General features: G+C 68.0%; 17 protein-coding genes. 13 read left to right on the top strand and 4 right to left on the bottom strand.

Annotation, left to right across the window (positions count from 1 at the left end):
• Positions 1 to 279 precede the first annotated feature (279 nt).
• The 5 genes from AC3WLF_RS30130 (at position 280) to AC3WLF_RS30150 (ending at position 6,589) form a co-directional block, all read left to right on the top strand.
• A complete protein-coding gene (locus tag AC3WLF_RS30130) occupies positions 280 to 1,953 on the top strand; it encodes an AMP-binding protein (protein WP_492359238.1) in 1,674 nt (557 codons plus the stop codon).
• A gap of 41 nt (positions 1,954 to 1,994) precedes the next feature.
• Positions 1,995 to 2,381 carry a DUF488 domain-containing protein gene (locus AC3WLF_RS30135; protein ID WP_340522989.1) on the top strand — a complete coding sequence of 129 codons (387 nt, stop codon included), beginning with the start codon at positions 1,995 to 1,997 and terminating at the stop codon, positions 2,379 to 2,381.
• A gap of 57 nt (positions 2,382 to 2,438) precedes the next feature.
• The gene (locus AC3WLF_RS30140) at positions 2,439 to 3,683 is read left to right on the top strand and encodes a nucleoside recognition domain-containing protein (RefSeq protein ID WP_492359239.1); all 1,245 of its coding nucleotides are present in this window, start codon (positions 2,439 to 2,441) and stop codon (positions 3,681 to 3,683) included.
• A gap of 397 nt (positions 3,684 to 4,080) precedes the next feature.
• Positions 4,081 to 6,198, top strand: coding sequence for an FUSC family protein (locus AC3WLF_RS30145; RefSeq protein WP_492359240.1), 2,118 nt, complete (start codon positions 4,081 to 4,083; stop codon positions 6,196 to 6,198).
• Positions 6,199 to 6,310: 112 nt separating this feature from the next.
• Positions 6,311 to 6,589, top strand: coding sequence for a DUF1488 family protein (locus AC3WLF_RS30150; RefSeq protein ID WP_492321658.1), 279 nt, complete (start codon positions 6,311 to 6,313; stop codon positions 6,587 to 6,589).
• 55 nt (positions 6,590 to 6,644) lie between these two features.
• On the opposite strand, the gene AC3WLF_RS30155 is transcribed toward AC3WLF_RS30150, so the two are convergent.
• The gene (locus tag AC3WLF_RS30155) at positions 6,645 to 7,115 is read right to left on the bottom strand and encodes a universal stress protein (protein WP_492321659.1); all 471 of its coding nucleotides are present in this window, start codon (positions 7,113 to 7,115) and stop codon (positions 6,645 to 6,647) included.
• 204 nt (positions 7,116 to 7,319) lie between these two features.
• Here AC3WLF_RS30155 and paaA point away from each other — a divergent pair, with 204 nt between their 5' ends.
• The 7 genes from paaA (at position 7,320) to AC3WLF_RS30190 (ending at position 12,845) form a co-directional block, all read left to right on the top strand.
• Entirely contained in the window at positions 7,320 to 8,339 is a 1,020-nt protein-coding gene (gene paaA / locus AC3WLF_RS30160) for a 1,2-phenylacetyl-CoA epoxidase subunit PaaA (protein ID WP_010813470.1), read from the top strand.
• Positions 8,340 to 8,366: 27 nt separating this feature from the next.
• A complete protein-coding gene (paaB, locus tag AC3WLF_RS30165; protein WP_010813469.1) occupies positions 8,367 to 8,654 on the top strand; it encodes a 1,2-phenylacetyl-CoA epoxidase subunit PaaB in 288 nt (95 codons plus the stop codon).
• A 10-nt stretch (positions 8,655 to 8,664) separates the two neighbouring features.
• A complete protein-coding gene (gene paaC / locus AC3WLF_RS30170; RefSeq protein ID WP_492359241.1) occupies positions 8,665 to 9,516 on the top strand; it encodes a 1,2-phenylacetyl-CoA epoxidase subunit PaaC in 852 nt (283 codons plus the stop codon).
• A 31-nt stretch (positions 9,517 to 9,547) separates the two neighbouring features.
• A complete protein-coding gene (gene paaD / locus AC3WLF_RS30175) occupies positions 9,548 to 10,108 on the top strand; it encodes a 1,2-phenylacetyl-CoA epoxidase subunit PaaD (RefSeq protein WP_492357547.1) in 561 nt (186 codons plus the stop codon).
• Between the two features lie 27 nt (positions 10,109 to 10,135).
• Positions 10,136 to 11,221, top strand: coding sequence for a 1,2-phenylacetyl-CoA epoxidase subunit PaaE (paaE, locus tag AC3WLF_RS30180; RefSeq protein ID WP_492359242.1), 1,086 nt, complete (start codon positions 10,136 to 10,138; stop codon positions 11,219 to 11,221).
• Between the two features lie 194 nt (positions 11,222 to 11,415).
• A complete protein-coding gene (locus AC3WLF_RS30185; protein WP_010813465.1) occupies positions 11,416 to 12,219 on the top strand; it encodes a DUF1835 domain-containing protein in 804 nt (267 codons plus the stop codon).
• A gap of 8 nt (positions 12,220 to 12,227) precedes the next feature.
• A complete protein-coding gene (locus AC3WLF_RS30190) occupies positions 12,228 to 12,845 on the top strand; it encodes a TetR/AcrR family transcriptional regulator (RefSeq protein WP_013958276.1) in 618 nt (205 codons plus the stop codon).
• Positions 12,846 to 12,872: 27 nt separating this feature from the next.
• Here AC3WLF_RS30190 and kefC read toward each other — a convergent pair whose 3' ends face one another.
• Positions 12,873 to 14,687, bottom strand: a complete 1,815-nt coding sequence (gene kefC, locus AC3WLF_RS30195; protein ID WP_492321663.1) for a glutathione-regulated potassium-efflux system protein KefC — start codon at positions 14,685 to 14,687, stop codon at positions 12,873 to 12,875.
• Complete coding sequence (gene kefF / locus AC3WLF_RS30200) at positions 14,684 to 15,238, bottom strand: glutathione-regulated potassium-efflux system oxidoreductase KefF (RefSeq protein WP_492321664.1); 555 nt, start codon at positions 15,236 to 15,238, stop codon at positions 14,684 to 14,686. Before kefF ends, kefC begins: the two co-directional genes overlap by 4 nt.
• Before the next feature lie 335 nt (positions 15,239 to 15,573).
• On the opposite strand from kefF, the gene AC3WLF_RS30205 reads away from it, so the two are divergent.
• Positions 15,574 to 16,272 (top strand): GNAT family N-acetyltransferase, encoded by a 699-nt coding sequence (locus AC3WLF_RS30205; RefSeq protein WP_010813461.1) that lies wholly within the window; start codon positions 15,574 to 15,576, stop codon positions 16,270 to 16,272.
• A gap of 98 nt (positions 16,273 to 16,370) precedes the next feature.
• Here AC3WLF_RS30205 and AC3WLF_RS30210 read toward each other — a convergent pair whose 3' ends face one another.
• Positions 16,371 to 16,865 carry an Lrp/AsnC family transcriptional regulator gene (locus tag AC3WLF_RS30210; RefSeq protein ID WP_010813460.1) on the bottom strand — a complete coding sequence of 165 codons (495 nt, stop codon included), beginning with the start codon at positions 16,863 to 16,865 and terminating at the stop codon, positions 16,371 to 16,373.
• Positions 16,866 to 17,263: the final 398 nt, after the last annotated feature.

A 17,263-nucleotide genomic window follows, 5' to 3' on the forward strand; every position in this document is an offset into this window, starting at 1 on the left:
CATCCCGGTCGACCCCGCAACCCTTGCTGCGTCTGCTTTGCAGCGCTGCGTTGTGTTGCGAGGGGGCGAATATTAAGGGACGCAGGAGCGACTGGCAAGCGATTTCGCGAAATAATTCGAAGTCCTCGCAAAAGCGGCGCACGAGGCGCAAATGTCGCGGTGGTGACAGCATCCAGCGGCGCCTCGGCGTAAGCTGAGGCCGTGGGCGTTGGCCCAACCCGAGACGCCTTCTTTATATATAGACGTCGAATGCCAAGCAGAGCAGTTGAAGGAGACAAGATGACCCGACCCGTGACGCCCGGCCTCTCCCTGGTCGCCGGCAGCACCGACATCCCCCTGTCTGATGATACGATTCCGGCATTGCTGGCGCGCACGGTCGCCGCAAACCCGGGCGGCCCGGCGGTGGTGTTCCGCGAGCATGGTGTGCGCTGGAGCTGGGCGGAGTTCAGCGACCAGGTCGATCGCCTGGCCAGCGGCCTGCTCCGGCGCGGGATCCAGCCGGGCGACCGCGTCGGCATCTGGGCGCCGAACCGGCCCGAATGGCTGGTGACCCAGTTCGCCACCGCGCGCATCGGCGCCATCCTGGTCAATATCAATCCGGCCTACCGCCAGGCGGAGCTGGAATACGCGCTGAACAAGGCGGGCGTGCGCATGCTGATCACGGCCGCGCGTTTCAAGACCAGCGACTACCTGGCCACCCTCCAGGCGCTGGCACCGGAGCTGGCCGAAGCCGAGCCGGGTGCGCTGCGCGCCGCCCGGCTGCCCCGGCTGCAGTGGGTGATCCGCATGGGAGGCGAGGCGACGCCCGGCATGCTCAATTACGACGCACTGCTGGCCGAACCCGATACTGCGCGCCTGGACGCGGTGACCGCCACGCTCTCCGCGCTTGACGCCATCAATATCCAGTTCACCAGCGGCACCACCGGCAACCCCAAGGGCGCCACCCTGACGCATCACAACGTGGTCAACAACGGCCGCTTTGTCACCATGGCGATGCGACTTGGCGACAGTGACGTACTGTGCATCCCGGTGCCGCTCTATCACTGCTTCGGCATGGTGCTGTCGGTGCTGGCCTGCGTCTCGGTCGGCGCCTGCATGGTGTTCCCGGGCGAGGCCTTCGATCCGCTCGCGACCATGCAGGCGGCCAGCGAGGAACGCTGCACCGCCCTGCATGGCGTGCCGACCATGTTTATCGCCCAGCTGGACCATCCGGAGTTCAGCCGCTTCGACTTCTCGACCCTGCGCACCGGCATCATGGCCGGCGCCCCCTGCCCGATCGAGGTCATGAAACGCGTGGTGGCGGACATGCATATGTCGGAGGTCACCATTGCCTATGGCATGACCGAGACCAGCCCGGTCTCGTTCCAGAGCGCCACCGACGATCCGCTGGACAAGCGCGTCGCCACCGTCGGCCGGGTGCAGCCGCACCTGGAATGCAAGGTGGTCGACGCCCTCGGCGAGGTCGTGCCGACCGGCGCCACCGGCGAGCTCTGCACCCGCGGCTATTCCGTGATGCAAGGCTACTGGGAAGACGACGAGCGCACCCGCGAGGCCATCCGCGACGGCTGGATGCACACCGGCGACCTCGCCACCATTGACGACGAGGGCTACTGCAACATCGTCGGCCGGGTCAAGGACATGCTGATCCGTGGCGGCGAGAACATCTACCCGCGCGAGATCGAGGAATTCCTGTTCCGCCATCCCAAGGTGCAGGCAGTGCAGGTCTTTGGCGTGCCTGACCAGAAGTACGGCGAGGAGGTCTGCGCCTGGATCGTGCTCAAAACCGGCCAGAGCGCCACCGAGGAAGAGATCCGGACGTTCTGCCGAGACCAGATTGCCCACTACAAGATTCCGCGCTATATCCGCTTTGTCTCGGAAATGCCGATGACTGTGACGGGCAAGGTGCAGAAGTTTGTCATGCGCGACACCATGATTCATGATCTGGGACTTTAGCCGGACGCACACGCGTCGGCGGACATGAGCGGGACCCCTCCATGACCATCCGAATCGTAAGACTGGGCACGCCGCGCGCGGCCGATGAAGGCCTGCGCATCGGCACTGTGCGCCGGCCGCCGCGGGGCGTGCCCAAATCCGAGTTTGCCAGCCGCGATTTCTACGATGTCTGGTATCCCGTGCTGTCGCCATCGCCCGAGTTGGTGGCCCAGGCGCTGCAGGCCACCGATGACAAGCAATGGCGGGCGTTCGTGCGGCACTTCCGCAAGGAAATGGCCGAGCCGGACGCCAGCCGCACGCTCGACCTGCTGGCGGCGCTGTCGCACCAGACCAATTTCTCGGTAGGCTGCTACTGCGAGAACGAGGCGCACTGCCACCGCTCGATCCTGCGCGAGCTGCTGGCCGAACGCGGGGCCGTGATCGGCTGAGCTGCACGCCGTGCCGGGAATCTCCCCGGCTTCGATTTCCCCGCTTCCCGCATTCCGATGGCCCTGAACGTTGTCTGGCTCGGTTTCTTCCTGATTTCCTTTGTCGCCGCCTGCGTCCGCCTGGCCAGCGGCGATCTCACCGTGTTCCCGGCGATGCTGGCGAGCCTGTTCGACAGCGCGCGCACGGCCTTCGAGATCGCGCTCGGCCTGGCCGGGGTGATGAGCCTGTGGCTCGGCATCATGCGGGTCGGCGAGCGCGCCGGCGTGGTCGATGCCTTCGCCCGGCTGGTGAACCCGCTGCTGCGCCATTTCTTCCCCGGCGTGCCGCAGGGGCATCCGGCCCAGGGGGCGATGATGATGAACGTGTCGGCCAACCTGCTCGGGCTGGACAATGCCGCCACGCCGCTCGGCCTGAATGCCATGCGCGAGCTGCAGACGCTGAACCGGCGTCCGGACGTGGCCACCAATGCGCAGATCATGTTCATCGTGCTGAATACGGCCGGGCTGACGCTGATCCCGACCTCGGTGATCGCGATCCGGCAGGCCATTGCGGTCAAGCAGGGGCTGGTGGGTTTCAATGCGGCCGATATCTTCCTGCCGACGCTGCTGGCCACCGGCGGCTCATGCCTGGCCGGCCTGCTGGCGGTGGCGTGGGTGCAGCGGCTGAACCTGCTGCGCCCGGCCGTGCTGGTGGCGTTCGGGCTGGTCGCGGCGCTGCTGGGCGGGATGTTCGCCTGGCTGCGGCACGCGCCGCCGGAGCAGGTGGGCAGCGTGACGGCACTGGCCGGCGCCGGCTTCATCCTGTCGCTGATCACGCTGTTCCTGGTCTGCGGCGCGCTGCGGCGGGTCAATGTCTATGAAGCCTTTATCGATGGCGCCAAGGAAGGTTTTGGCGTCGCCGTGCAGATCATTCCCTACTTGGTGGCGATCCTCGTAGCCATCGGCCTGTTCCGGACCACCGGCTGCATGGACGTGCTGATGGGCTGGCTGACGCTGGGCTTTGCCCAGCTGGGCGTCAATACGGACTTCGTGCCGGCACTGCCGGTCGGGCTGATGAAGATCCTGTCCGGCGCCGGCGCGCGCGGGCTGATGGTGGATGTGATGACGACCTATGGCGTGGACTCGCTCCAGGGAAGGCTGGCGGCGATCATCCAGGGCTCGACCGAGACCACTTTCTATGTGCTGGCGGTCTACTTCGGCAGCATCAATGTGCGCAATACGCGCCACGCACTGGGTTGTGCACTGGTGGCCGATGCTGCCGGGATCATGTGTGCCGTAGGTGCCGCATATCTGTTCCGCTAGGGACATGAATGGTCCGAAACCGGATTTTGTCGCATCGATACAACACCATTGTGCGCAATGTCGGACATTGACACATGACCACTTGGTGCGTCGCAACAAACCATGTATATTGGAGTCTGTCTCCTCCACCACCTCGGTGGATTCCAACCCACGCACAACCTGCGTGGGTTTTTTTTCGCCTTCGCGCCGAAACTGTCACAACCCCTGTGTACGTTTGCGCCTGCTGGCGCAGCAATCGTGCTTGGATCCTCGCCACGGGGCTTGCTCGCGCCACCTTGGTGCGGCGACCTGATGCTGCGGCCGACAGGCCAGTTTTGTTGCAATGCAGCAAACGGTATCGTAGAGTGGTCTCACGACGGGCGCCCGACCGGGCAGGCCCGCGTGGATCCCGGCCCGCATGTTCGCCTCCGCCCTCCTTGCCCGCTATTGGCCTGACCCCGTGCTGCTCCGGCGCGGGATCATCTATGCACTGTCGTTCCTGGCCCTTGCCGGTATTGGCTGGCTGACCGGGGATGCAGGCTACCTGTGGTCGGCAACGGCCTCGATCTGGACCTGCCTGGCGGACCGGCAAGGCACGGCGTCGGCACGGCTATCCAGCCTGGGAGCGGTCGGCATTGGCGGGGCGGTAGCCAGCGCGCTGGGCGCGGCCGTCGCGCCTTCGCCCTGGCTGGCCGTACTGGTCGTGATGGCGGGAGGGCTTGCCGCAGGCCTGGCAGAGACGCGCGGCCCGGCCAGTGCGCTGGCGGCCAAGCTGCTTTATGTCGTGCTGGTGGCCGCGTGCCTGCAGCCTGCGGCCGGGCCTGAGCTCGCCGTGCAGGCCCTGCAAAGCGGGCTCGACTTCCTGCGCGGCGGCGTGTTCGCGTGCCTGGCTTGCCTGGCACTGATCCCGTCGACCCGCGACGACCGGCCACGCACCGAGATCGTGGCCGCCTACGACGCGCTGGTCCGGCTCGCCACGGCACTCGCCGACACCCGCCACGGCAATGAGCTCGCCACCTGCAAGCAGGACATCCGCAACCGCATCGAGGCTGCGCGCGGGGCCATCGAGGCCCGACGCAGCCTGCACGACGCCAGCACGCTCCTGCACTATGGCTATGCCGTGGGTGTCGCCGACGCCCTGTTTGCGCTGCTGATCGTCGCGGGCGAGCTGCGCGAGCGCGCCGGCACCGCCCAGGGCTTGCCGATGCAGCCGCCGTTGCGTCATATCGCACGCTGCATCGCCGACGCCCGCGAGCAAGTTGGCCAGGCCCTGGCGCGGCACGCGCCCGACCTGCCGGCCTTGAGCGCGGCGCTGCGCCACGAACTGCGGCGCCTGACCGCGCCCGTGGCCAATGCCAGCGCCCCGCCCCCCTACCAGTCGGCACTATCCGCCCTGGCGCGCCATCCGGATTTCGACCGATGGCGCGCGAGCTTCCGCTGGCCGCGGCGCGGCATCGGGCACGGGCTGGCGCAGATGCTGCGCGGGCTGGCCGACCACGCCGCAGGCGATGCCCTGGCCACGCGCCACGCCCTGCGCCTGGCGCTGGCCGGCAGCCTCAGCCTGCTGCCAGCGCAGTGGTGGCGGCTGGACCATGGCTATTGGGTGGCGGTGACCGTGATTATGGTGCTCAGCCCCCAGTTGCAGACTACCCGGCAGGTTTCCGTGAAACGCTTTGCGGGCTCGCTGGCTGGCGCATTGTGCGCCTGTGTGATCGGCCTGCTCCATCCGGCGCCGGTGGTAGCGCTGGGCATCAGCGCGGCCTTCCTGGCCGGGGCCTATGCCAGCCGCCTTGCCGGGCAGCCCGGGGCGTTCGCGTTCTGCCTGACACCGGCCGTGATCCTGTTCTCATGGGTGGGCGCGCCGGCCGTCGACAGCAGCCACTTTGCCGCGCTGCGCGGCATCGATACCGCGCTGGGCTGCCTGATCGCGCTGGCCACGTACTATGTGCTGGCACCGCGCGTGGAGATGTCGCGCGTGTTCCGCCATGCCGTCGACGCGGTGGCGGTCAACGCGGTCTACCTGCGAGCCGCTTTCGCGGCCAGCCGCGTGGCTGAGGCCACGACGCCGCTTGCCGTGCCGCGGCTGGAAGCCTTGCGCATTGCCGCCGGACGGGCTTCCACCCGCGCCGAACTCACGCTGGCACAGACCGCCGGCGCGCTGGCGCCGGACTATGCCGGGGCCTACCAGCGCGTGCATGCGAGCGCGCGCCGCATGGCCGCGCTGGCCGGCGTGGTGCGAGCCGGGGTAGAGTCGGGCGTTTTCACGCTTCCCGCCGGCGCTGAAGTGCGCGCGCTCCTGACGCAGCTGGAAGCCCAACTGGCCGAGCTGGCGATGCGGCCGGGCCTGGCAGACACTGCCGGCGACACCGAGCGCCCTGCGCTGCTACCCGCTGCCGCGCTCGACGCCTTCCTGGCGGAACAGGCCGACTACGCCGCCGCGCATATCGCCGCCGCCCATGCCGCGGTGGCGGACCTGCGCACGCTGGGCGCGGCCGCGCGCAAGCCGCCGGTGCGCCGGCGGGCGCACAGCAGCTGAGCGGCGTCAAGAAAGAAGCTTGCCGGCCCGGCCAGCGTACTGGCCGGGCTTTACGGAACGCGGCAATGGCCTATATTGATCTAATACGCCCGCCGCCAGCACGAGGCACGCCATGTCCGACATCACGTTCCCTCGCAGCCTCCCGACCTACTGCGCAGCCAGCCTCACGCTGTCCTGCCCCGCCACGGTCAACGGCAGTCCCACCCTGTATTCCGTCACCGCCGAGGCCCTCGAGGCCCATTTCGGCGCGCGTTCGCCGCGCGAGGAAGACCTGGTCGCAGCCTTCACCAGCAACCGCCAGCGCATCGAGCGCCTGGCCGAAAGCCTGTTCGAGCTGACCGAGGCGCGCGAGATCGTGCTGCGCAGCGGCCATTTCCGCTTCTCCGGCTGAGTCCCGTCGCGTGCCCTGGCGTCCCCCGATCGGGGGCATGATTTCATTCGGCCGTTCAGTCAGCCTTCGCCTCGCCGCGCACCAGCAGCACCGGCATGGTGGACTGGCGTATCACCGCCTCGGCCACGCTGCCCAGCATCAGACGGCGCACGCCGCGGCGTCCGTGCGTGCCGATCACCAGCAGGTCGGCGCCCCATTGGCGCGCGGCCTCGTTGATCGAGGCCCCCATGTCGCCTGGCACCGGCGCTTCGGTCACCAGCCGGGTTTCATGCGCCACGCCGGCCGCGGCCAGCCGCTGCGAGGCGGCCTGCAGCGCGCGCTGCCCGCTTTCCTCGAACGCCTTCTGTAGCTGGCTCGGATCGTAGTACCCGGCATCGAACATGGGCGTGCCGGTGTCCACGACATAGAGCGCCAGCACGGTGGCGCCGCCCGGGGCCGCCACGCGTATGGCTTCGCCCAGCGCCAGGTCGGACGTGCTGCTGCCGTCCACCGCCACCACGATCTTGCTGTATGCCGCGCTAGTCATAGGAATTGCCTCCGTTGGAAAGGGATGGCGGCGGTAACGCCGCCTGGCTTCGATACTACACGTGCGGCAGCCGCCACGAGGCGAGCGGGATCAAGCCACGGCCACGGTAGCGGGCTTTCCCTTAAATTGACCGACCGGTCGGCATATATATAATAGGGCCAGCACTGCCCGCGATCCGAGCGGCATCCCGTCAGAGGAGACACCATGTACACGCAGAGTCTTGACCTGCCCGGCCAGCACGCCGATACGGCACCGGCCAGCGCGCCCCAGGACGAAGCCGCCCGCCAGGCCGCGTTCGACGCCTGCATGGCCGCCGACGGCAAGATCGAGCCGCAGGACTGGATGCCGCAGGCCTACCGCAAGACCCTGGTGCGCCAGATCTCGCAGCATGCGCACTCGGAGATCGTCGGCATGCTGCCGGAGGGCAACTGGATCAGCCGGGCCCCGTCGCTCAAGCGCAAGGCCATCCTGCTAGCCAAGGTGCAGGATGAAGGCGGCCATGGGCTCTACCTGTATTCCGCCGCCGAGACGCTCGACGCCTCGCGCGATGACCTGGTCGACGCGCTGCACAGCGGCAAGGCCAAGTATTCGTCGATCTTCAACTACCCGACGCTGACCTGGGCCGACGTGGGCGTGATCGGCTGGCTGGTCGACGGCGCGGCGATCATGAACCAGATCCCGCTGTGCCGCTGCTCGTACGGCCCGTATGCGCGCGCCATGATCCGCATCTGCAAGGAAGAGTCGTTCCACCAGCGCCAGGGCTTCGACGCGCTGCTGGCGATGATGCGCGGCACCGAGGCCCAGCGCGAGATGGTGCAGGACGCGGTCGACCGCTGGTGGTTCCCGGTGCTGATGATGTTCGGCCCGCCCGACGCGGCCTCGACCAACAGCGCCCAGACCATGGCCTGGGGCATCAAGCGCATCTCCAACGACGACCTGCGCCAGAAGTTTGTCGATGCCACGGTCGAGCAGGCCCGCGTGCTGGGCGTGACCCTGCCCGACCCCGGCCTGCAATGGAATGCCGAGCGCGCCCACTATGACTACAGCCCGCTGGACTGGGATGAGTTCTGGCGTGTGATCAACGGCGACGGCCCCTGCAACAAGGAGCGCCTGGCCACCCGCGTGAAAGCGCACGAGGACGGCGCCTGGGTGCGCGAGGCCGCGCTGGCGCACGCCGCCAAGGTGGCCGAACGCGAAGCCCGCGCCAGCCGCGCCGCGGCCTGACAACACGCCCGAGGACGGAGACAAACGATGCAACGCAAGGAATGGCCGCTGTGGGAAGTGTTCGTACGCAGCAAGCAAGGCCTGGAACACAAGCATTGCGGCAGCCTGCACGCCGCCGACGCGCAGCAGGCACTGCACATGGCGCGCGACGTCTATACGCGGCGCCAGGAAGGCGTGTCGATCTGGGTGGTGCCGTCAGCGTCCATCACCGCCAGCGTGCCCGAGGAAAAGCCGGAGCTGTTCGACCCGATGGCCGACAAGATCTACCGGCATCCGACGTTCTACCAGCTGCCCGACGAAGTCAACCACATGTAAGGCCCGCACCATGACTGCGTCCCCACAGCCGACCGCGCCCGCCTCGCTCGACCACCTGCCGCCGGCACGCACCGCGGGCTTGCGCTACGTGCTGCGCCTGGCCGACAACGCCCTGGTCCTGGGCCAGCGCAACGCCGAATGGTGTGGCCACGGCCCGGTGCTGGAAGAAGACATCGCGCTGGCCAACATCAGCCTGGACCTGATCGGCCAGGCGCGGCTGCTGTACGGCCGCGCCGGCGAACTGGAAGGCGAGCTGACCGGCCTGCCCCGCCATGAGGACGACTACGCCTACTGGCGCGCCGAGCGCGACTTCCGCAACTGGACGCTGCTGGAGCTGCCGCACCACGGCCCGCTGGCCGGCAACGCCGCCGCCGAGCGCGACTACGCCGTCACCATCATGCGCAACTTCCTGTACAGCGCGCTGATTGTCGAGCTGTGGGAAGCATTGCTGGCCAGCCGCGACGACCAGCTGGCCGCGATCGCCGCCAAGTCGGTCAAGGAAGCGCGCTACCACCTGCACCACGCGGCTGGCTGGGTAGTGCGCCTGGGCGACGGCACCGAGGCATCGCACGCGCGCATGCAGCGCGCGCTGGAGCACCTGCTGCCCTATATGAACGAGTGCTTTGCCGAGGACGCGGTCGAAACCGAGGCCGCCACGCAGGGCATCGGCGTGGTCACGGCCACGCTGCGCCCGGCCTGGGACGCCACCGTCGCCGAGACGCTGCAGGCCGCCACGCTGGACTTGCCCCAGGCCACGAGCTTTGTCTCGACCGGCAAGCACGGCGTGCACTCCGAACACATGAGCTACCTGCTGGGCGAGATGCAGGGGCTGGCGCGGGCCCATCCGGGCGCGCAATGGTAAGCGCCCGCTTCGGCGCAAAGGGTTGACCAACATGAACATCGCCGCCCTCCCCCTGCGCAACGACCGCGCCACCGACGGCCGCATCGCGCGTGCATGGGCGGCGCTGGAGGCGGTGCCGGACCCGGAGATCCCGGTGGTGTCGATCCGCGACCTGGGCATCCTGCGCGATGTCCTGACCGCCGCCGACGGCGCGCTTGAGATCGTCATCACGCCCACCTATTCCGGCTGCCCGGCGATGTCGCAGATCGCCGAGGACATCGGCCGGGCGCTGGACGGCGCCGGGCTGGCGCCGTGGCGCATCCGCACCGTGCTGGCGCCGGCCTGGACCACCGACTGGATCACCCCGGCCGCGCGCGAGCGCCTGCGCGCCTTCGGCATAGCGCCGCCGGGCCAGTGCGGCACGCCGGCCGCGGCGCAGCCATTGCGCTTTGTGCCTCGCGCCGCCCGCGCGGGCGCGCCCGATGCCGTGGCCTGCCCGCGCTGCGGCAGCATGCATACGCAGGAAATCTCGCGCTTTGCCTCGACCGCCTGCAAGGCGCTGTACCGGTGCCTGGACTGCCGCGAGCCGTTCGACTACTTCAAACCCTACTGAGCCCCGCCGGGCCGAAGCCAGGCTGCCATGACTCCACAGTTCCATCCGCTGCGCGTGGCGCAGGTGCGCCCCGAGACCGCCGACACCATTTCGATCGCCTTCGAGGTGCCGGACACGCTGCGCGATGCCTACCGCTTCACCCAGGGCCAGTTCCTGACGCTGAAGGCGCCGGTCGAAGGCAAGGACCTGCGCCGCTCGTACTCGATCTGCTCGGCGGTGCAGGACTATGACGAGCACGGCGAGCTGCGCGTGGCGGTCAAGCTGGTCGAGGACGGACTCTTTTCCACGCACCTGCATGACTCCATCGCCCCGGGCCAGGTGATCGACGTGATGACCCCCGACGGCCGCTTCCACGTGCCGCTCGATGCCGGCGCCGCGCGCCACTACGTGGCCTTTGCCGCCGGCAGCGGCATCACGCCGGTGCTGTCGCTGATCCGCACCACGCTGCAGGCCGAGCCGCACAGCCGCTTCACGCTGGTCTATGGCAACCGCAACGTCGACAGCATCATCTTCTCCGAGGCGCTGGAAGACCTGAAGAACCAGTACCTGGCGCGTTTCACGCTCTACCACGTGCTGTCGCGCCAGCCGCAGGAGGTGGACCTGCTGCATGGCCGGCTCGACCATGCCCGCGTGACCGCCTTCCTGCAGACCCTGATCCCCGTGGAAGACATCGACGCGGCCTTTGTCTGCGGGCCGGCCTCGATGATCGACGAGGCCGAGGCGGCGCTGCGCGACGCGGGCGTCGACCCGCACCGCATCCACGCCGAGCGCTTCGGTGTGCCGCTGGTCCAGGCCAGGCGCAAGCCGGCCCCGGCGCACGCCGACCATGCCGGCACCGCCGAGCTGGTGGTGGTGCTCGACGGCAAGCAGCACAGCATGCGCCTGCCGCTGGAAGACGCCGTGCTGGACACCGCGCTGGCCGCCGGCCTGGACCTGCCTTTTGCCTGCAAGAGCGGCGTCTGTTGCACCTGCCGCGCCAAGGTGCTGGAGGGCCAGGTGGACATGGAAAAGAACTACACGCTCGAGCCGTGGGAGATGGAAAAGGGCTTCGTGCTCACCTGCCAGGCGCGGGCGCTGACGCCGCGGGTGGTGGTCAGCTACGACGAACGCTGATCCGGGCACGCCGGGGCGTGCGTATTCAGACAATTGCCGACATTGGCCAGCACCGGCCGTGACTACAATGGCGGCAGGCGGCTTCGGGCTGGCGCGATGCTTGCAGGACAGTGACCGGGCGGGCGGCGATCGCACCTGTCGCACCGCCGCCGCGGCGGTGCCAGCGAACCGTCCACCCATATACAATCACGGCCATGCAATATATCCACGTCGTCAACGGTGATGTAGCAGGCACGACCCTGCGCCAGGCCCTGGCCCAGGCTGCGCGGCCGGACCCTGTCGTGGTGCTGCGCGACGACCTGGCGGTAGGCCCGCTGGCCGACATCGACAGCACCGGCCTGATCCGCTCCGGCTTCTGGCAGCGGGTCGCCCCGCATACCGACATCGATTTCGGCGCCGAGATGCGCCAGGCGCTGGACCAGCTCCAGGGACTGCGCCAGGACAACATGGAAGTGGCCATCTGGCACGGCCAGAGCGCGGCCGACCAGCTGATGCTGCGCCGGGTGGTGTTCCACCTGTACCAGGCGCCGCAGCGGATCAATGAAGTCGCCATGGACCTGCGCGAGCTGGAAATGCCCGCGCAGGGCAACCTGGCAGCGATCGGCATGTACACGCCCGCGCGGCTGGCGCGGCGCTTTTCCACCATCGCCCCGGTCTCGGTGCTGCGCCTGGGCCGCCTCGGCTACGAGTGGCAGCAGAACGTCAAGGAAAACGCCGACGTGCGGCTCTGGAAGGGCAACACGCTGGTGCCGGCGGCCTACCACACCATCGACGAGATCATCATGGAACGCGCCCCGTCCGAGTGGACGCCCGCGGCGCAGATGGTGGGCAGCGTGATGGGCGCGATCGAGGGTCTGCTGGCCAGCGACTGGTTCGTGTTCTGGCGCTGCCGCGAGCTGATCGCCATGGGCCAGCTGGTGCTGCGCGGCAATGCTGACTCGCTCGATACCTGCGAACTGCGCCGCCATCTCGGCAGCGGTGGCACCGGCGGCGAATAAACGAGAATATGGCCCGTACCAAGGCACCCGATTTCGAGGCGCAGCGCGAGCAGATCCTGGACCTGGCCGCCGCCGCCTTTGCCAACAGCAGCTACCCCAGCACCTCGATGGCCGACCTGGCCGCCGCCTGCGGCACCTCCAAGGCGCGGCTGTACCACTATTACGAGAGCAAGGAAGCGATCCTGTTCGACCTGCTGGACCGCTACACGCGCCGGCTGATGCTGCTCGTCACTGAAGTGGAGGCCGACGCCGAGCGCCACGCGCGCACCGACAAGGAAGCCTTCGGCAACCTGATCCGCGCCTTCCTGGCCGAGTACGAGACCTCGCAGACGCGCCATATCGCGCTGATCAACGACGTCAAGTTCCTGGCCGAGACCCAGCGCGACCTGATCCTGGGCCGCGAGCGCGACGTGGTCGCGGCGTTCTCGCGCCTGCTGCGCCGGGCCTACCCGGAGCGCGTCACGCGCGAGAACCAGACCGCGCTGACCATGACCATCTTCGGCATGATCAACTGGACCTTCACCTGGCTCAAGCCGGGCGGCCGGTTGTCCTATGCAGCGTTTGCCGAGATGGTGGTCGACCTGCTCGAAGGCGGCCTGCCCGGCCGGGCCGCGGCCGCGCGCTGACGCGGCGCCGGCCCGCCGCCCTGCCGCTCACATCCACTCGGCCTCTTCGCGCTGGCGCCGCTGCTCGCGGTCCTGGCGGAACATCTCTTCCAGCTCGTCGCGCGCCTGGCGCGCCAGCGAGACCAGCTTCTTCTGATCGGTGTAGTGCGGATAGAAGCGGTCGATCGCCTGGATGTTGTGGCGCCGGAAACGCAGTGCCACGTTGCGGGCCTCGGCCGGATCGAAACCCAGCCCCTCCAGCACGCGGCGGCCCAGCATCAGCGAGCCCTCGAACATCTCGCGCTCGAACAGGTGCACGCCGCGGTCCTTGAGCTGGTAGATATGCGACACATGGCGGGCCCGGGCGTAGATCTGCAGTTCGGGAAAGCGCTGGCGCACGCGATCGATCAGTTCCAGGCTTTCGTCCATGCCGTCGATGGCGACCACCAGGATGCGCGCGTCGGCAATGCCTGCGGCCTCCAGCAGGTCCAGCCGGGTGGCGTCGCCATAGAAGACCTTGAAGCCGTACTGGCGCAGGAACTCGATCTGGTCGGGGTCGTGGTCCAGCACCGTCACGCCCACACCCTGGGTGTACAGCAGGCGGCCGACGATCTGGCCGAAGCGCCCGAAGCCGGCGATCAGCACCGGATTGTGCTGCGGCGTGATGGCCTCGTCCGGGCGGGCCTTGCCGCTGCCCAGGCGCGGCGCCACCAGCCGGTCATAGGCCAGCAGCAGCAAGGGCGTGGCCACCATCGACAGCGCCACCACCAGCACCAGCAGGGCCTCGGTCTCGCGCGGCAGCAGGCCGGCGGTGCCGGCCACGCCGAACACCACGAAAGCGAACTCACCGCCCTGCGAGATCAGCAGCGCAAACAGCAGCCGCTGCCCGCGGGCGATGGCGAAATGCCGCGCCAGCAGCGCCAGCACCGCGGTCTTGGCAACCACGAAGGCGGCCACCAGACCCAGCACCAGCCAGGGCGAGTGTGCCAGCACGGCAAAGTCGATCGACATGCCGACAGCCATGAAGAACAGGCCCAGCAGCAGGCCCTTGAACGGCTCCAGGTCGGCCTCGAGCGCATGGCGGTATTCCGAATCGGCCAGCAGCACGCCGGCCACGAAGGTGCCCAGCGCCATCGACAAGCCCACCGCGTCCATCATCAACGCAATGCCCACCACCAGCAGCAGCGCAAACGCCGTGAACATCTCGCGCATGTCGGTGCGGGCGATAAAGCGCAGCGCCGGGCGCACCAGGTAGCGGCCCCCGACCACCACCGCACCGATCACCGCCACCGCCTTGCCCGCCGCCAGCCAGCCGGCCGCGCCCGAACCCGCGCCTGCGGCGCCCTGCGTGGCCAGCAGCGGCAACAGCGCGATCATCGGGATCGCGGCGATGTCCTGGAACAGCAGGATGCCGAAGCTGGCCGCCCCCGCCGGCGTGCCGAAGAGGTTGCGCTCGGTCAGTGTCGCCAGCGCGATCGCGGTGGACGACAACGCCAGTCCCAGGCCCGCCACCAGCGCCACCTGCCACGGCGCACCCGCCAGCGCCGCCGCCGCGCCGATCACCAGCGCGCACGCAGCCAGCTGCGCGCCGCCGTAGCCAAAGATGCTCCGGCGCAGCGCCCACAGCTTGCGCGGCTCCAGCTCCAGGCCGATGACGAACATCATCAGCACCACGCCGAACTCGGAAAAATGCAGGATCGATTCGACATTGGTCACCAGGCGCAACGCAAACGGCCCGATCGCCGCCCCCGCCAGCAGGTAGCCCAGCACCGCGCCCAGGCCACTGCGCCGCGCCAGCGGCACCGCCACCACCGCCGCCACCAGGAACACCAGCAGCGCTATCAGGAAGTCGTGCTGGTTCATGCCTGCCCCCCCGCCGGCGCGGCGCCGGTGCCCAGCCGCCCGCAGACGTGGGCGATATGCTCTGCCAGTGCCTGGGCATCGGCATTGTTGGCGTCGTGCAGCACCACCGGCGGCAGCCAGCTCATGCCGCACAGCAAAGCTGTCTGTTCCAGCGGCAGCAGGAAGTCCCCGATCGGGTGGCCATGGGTGCCGTCCGGCCCGTAGGAATCGGCGGTGCCGCCGGTGCTCACCACCGCCAGCAAGGACTTGCCACGCAGCGCGGTGCCGCCGGGGCCATAGGCCCAGCCTGGCTCCAGTACCTCGTCGAGCCACAGCTTGAGCAGCGCCGGCACGCTGTACCAGCGCACCGGGAACTGCAGCACGATGGTGTCGGAGACCGACAGCACGCGCTGCTCGGCGACGACGTCGATGTCATAGTCGACATAGCTGCCGTAGAGATCGCGTACCTGTACCTGCGGCAGCGCGGCCAAGGCATCGGCCAGCGGACGGTTGACGCGCGAACGGCTGGGCGTGGGGTGCGCGTAGATCACAACGATTGGGGGCTCGGTCATCAAAGGCGATCGGCTAGGCAAGGGGAAGTCAGACGGACATGCGGGAGAACGCGGGATTGCGGCGTTGCACCAAATCCACATCCGGCACCACGCAACAATTCATCACATTTTTTCAAGCTGTTGATTTTATTCGATTTTTATTGATGCTATGGTGAGACGGCGGCCTGCTGCGATGCGGGAAGCTTACGCCGAACTGACAATTCCACTACAATACTTTTGGCGCCGCATCAAGATGGTGTTTCCCCCGAGTCTTGCACCGAGCCAGGGAAAAGTGCCTGGCGGAACACCAACGCAGTGCTATTTTTATCTGTGACTGCACTAGGAAGGAAATAATTGTGAACCCGCTCGAACTGAGCAAGGCCGTCGGCGCACTGACCGACGAAGATCTGCGCAAGGCAGCCGAAGCCGCACAGGCCACCCACCGCGCCACCGTACTGGTGCGCGAGCTGGCGGCCCACCACCGCTCGCGCCTGCTGAAGCATTTCCTCGCCCTGGGCGAGGAGGATCGCCTGCTCCGTTTTGGCCAGTCCGTGGGCGACCACGTGATCGAAGCCTATGTCGACAGCATCGACTTCGACCATGACAGCGTGTTCGGCGTCTACGACGACAAGCTCGAACTGATCGGCGTGGGCCACTTCGCCAACCTGCGCGACAACGCCCAGGGCCGCGTGGCGGAGTTCGGCGTGTCGGTGTCGGGCAGCGCCCGCGGGCGCGGCATCGGCAGCGCGCTGTTCGAGCGTGCCGCGATCCACGGCCGCAATACCAATGTGCGCACGCTGTACATGCACTGCCTGTCGCGCAACGCGGCGATGATGCACATTGCCAAGAAGGCCGGCATGAAGGTCCAGTACGCCTACGGCGAGGCCGATGCCTACCTGGAACTGCCGCCGGCCGACACCGCCAGCCGCCTGACCGAAGCGCTGGACGAGCAGCTCGCCGACCTCGACTACGCGGTGCGCCGCAACCTGCGCGACGCGCGCCGCTTCGGGCTGCGCTTCTGGCGCACCATGGTGCCGCAGAAGCACACTGCCTGAGTCCGCTGAATTCCCCCGGGCCCGCTTGATGCGGGTTCCACGCCAACGGCGCATCGTAACGATGCGCCGTTCTTGTTTGCAGCCTCAGGTTTGCCGCATCAAGCCGCGCCGCCCACCGGCAGCGCCGTGGTGTCCTTGATGCTTTCCAGCGCAAAACTGGAGCGCACGTCGATCACCGACGGGTGCGCCAGCAACTGCTCCTGCATGAAGCGCGCGAAGTGCTCCATGTCTTCCACGTAGACCTTGAGCAGCAGGTCCATCTCGCCGGTCATGGCGTGGCACGCGGCTACCTCCGGCCAGACCGCGATCGAGGCGCGGAACAGGTCCAGCGGAGCCTTGCCCTTGGGCGCGCCGCCATGCTTTTCCAGCCGGACATTGATATAGGCCAGCAGGCCAAGTCCGATCTTGTTGGGCTCCAGCAGCGCTGCGTACTGCCGGATCACGCCGATCTCCTCCAGCCGCCGGATGCGGCGCAGGCAGGGGCTGGGCGACAGGTTGACGCGCTCGGCCACCTCCAGGTTGGTCAACCGGCCGTTGGTCTGCAGCACTTCCAGGATCTTCCGGTCGATCTTGTCCAACTCCACCTTGCTCACGATATTGTTGCTCCGCAATATGTTTATTGGCAATTTTTTTGCGCAAATTTAGCAAGCCGTGCACAAGTACGCAATTTTTTGTGAAACTACGTCCGATTCAGGGCCGATTCTGATGAGCTGGCAGCCTTATCGGTCACTCGCGCGGCAGCCGGTCGGGCTGGGCAGACCTGTGGGGTGGCGCCACCGCAAATCGCGGCCGCGCCCCACCGGCCGGAAGCAGGCAAGGATGGTGCCAAGCCCGGCGAACAGGGAAGCGGCATTCTACGGGCGTTTGCGGGCGAGGTCAGATTCTTCCCAGTGCACGCACAAGACGAACACGCAAAGAAAAAGCGCGCGAACCCTGAGGCTCGCGCGCTTGGTGAGACCTGGCAAGGTCCGCTGGTGCGGCCCTGCCCGGG

Source organism: Cupriavidus sp. FW306-01-F10A, from assembly GCF_058782785.1.

Coding starts and splice junctions, on each gene's coding strand:
- paaB (WP_010813469.1), top strand. CDS start 8,367: ATGCAACGCAAGGAATGGCCGCTGTGGGAAGTGTTCGTACGCAGCAAG.
- AC3WLF_RS30155 (WP_492321659.1), bottom strand. CDS start 7,115: ATGACTAGCGCGGCATACAGCAAGATCGTGGTGGCGGTGGACGGCAGC.
- AC3WLF_RS30130 (WP_492359238.1), top strand. CDS start 280: ATGACCCGACCCGTGACGCCCGGCCTCTCCCTGGTCGCCGGCAGCACC.
- AC3WLF_RS30135 (WP_340522989.1), top strand. CDS start 1,995: ATGACCATCCGAATCGTAAGACTGGGCACGCCGCGCGCGGCCGATGAA.
- kefF (WP_492321664.1), bottom strand. CDS start 15,238: ATGACCGAGCCCCCAATCGTTGTGATCTACGCGCACCCCACGCCCAGC.
- paaC (WP_492359241.1), top strand. CDS start 8,665: ATGACTGCGTCCCCACAGCCGACCGCGCCCGCCTCGCTCGACCACCTG.
- paaE (WP_492359242.1), top strand. CDS start 10,136: ATGACTCCACAGTTCCATCCGCTGCGCGTGGCGCAGGTGCGCCCCGAG.
- paaD (WP_492357547.1), top strand. CDS start 9,548: ATGAACATCGCCGCCCTCCCCCTGCGCAACGACCGCGCCACCGACGGC.
- paaA (WP_010813470.1), top strand. CDS start 7,320: ATGTACACGCAGAGTCTTGACCTGCCCGGCCAGCACGCCGATACGGCA.
- kefC (WP_492321663.1), bottom strand. CDS start 14,687: ATGAACCAGCACGACTTCCTGATAGCGCTGCTGGTGTTCCTGGTGGCG.
- AC3WLF_RS30190 (WP_013958276.1), top strand. CDS start 12,228: ATGGCCCGTACCAAGGCACCCGATTTCGAGGCGCAGCGCGAGCAGATC.
- AC3WLF_RS30140 (WP_492359239.1), top strand. CDS start 2,439: ATGGCCCTGAACGTTGTCTGGCTCGGTTTCTTCCTGATTTCCTTTGTC.
- AC3WLF_RS30145 (WP_492359240.1), top strand. CDS start 4,081: ATGTTCGCCTCCGCCCTCCTTGCCCGCTATTGGCCTGACCCCGTGCTG.
- AC3WLF_RS30185 (WP_010813465.1), top strand. CDS start 11,416: ATGCAATATATCCACGTCGTCAACGGTGATGTAGCAGGCACGACCCTG.
- AC3WLF_RS30150 (WP_492321658.1), top strand. CDS start 6,311: ATGTCCGACATCACGTTCCCTCGCAGCCTCCCGACCTACTGCGCAGCC.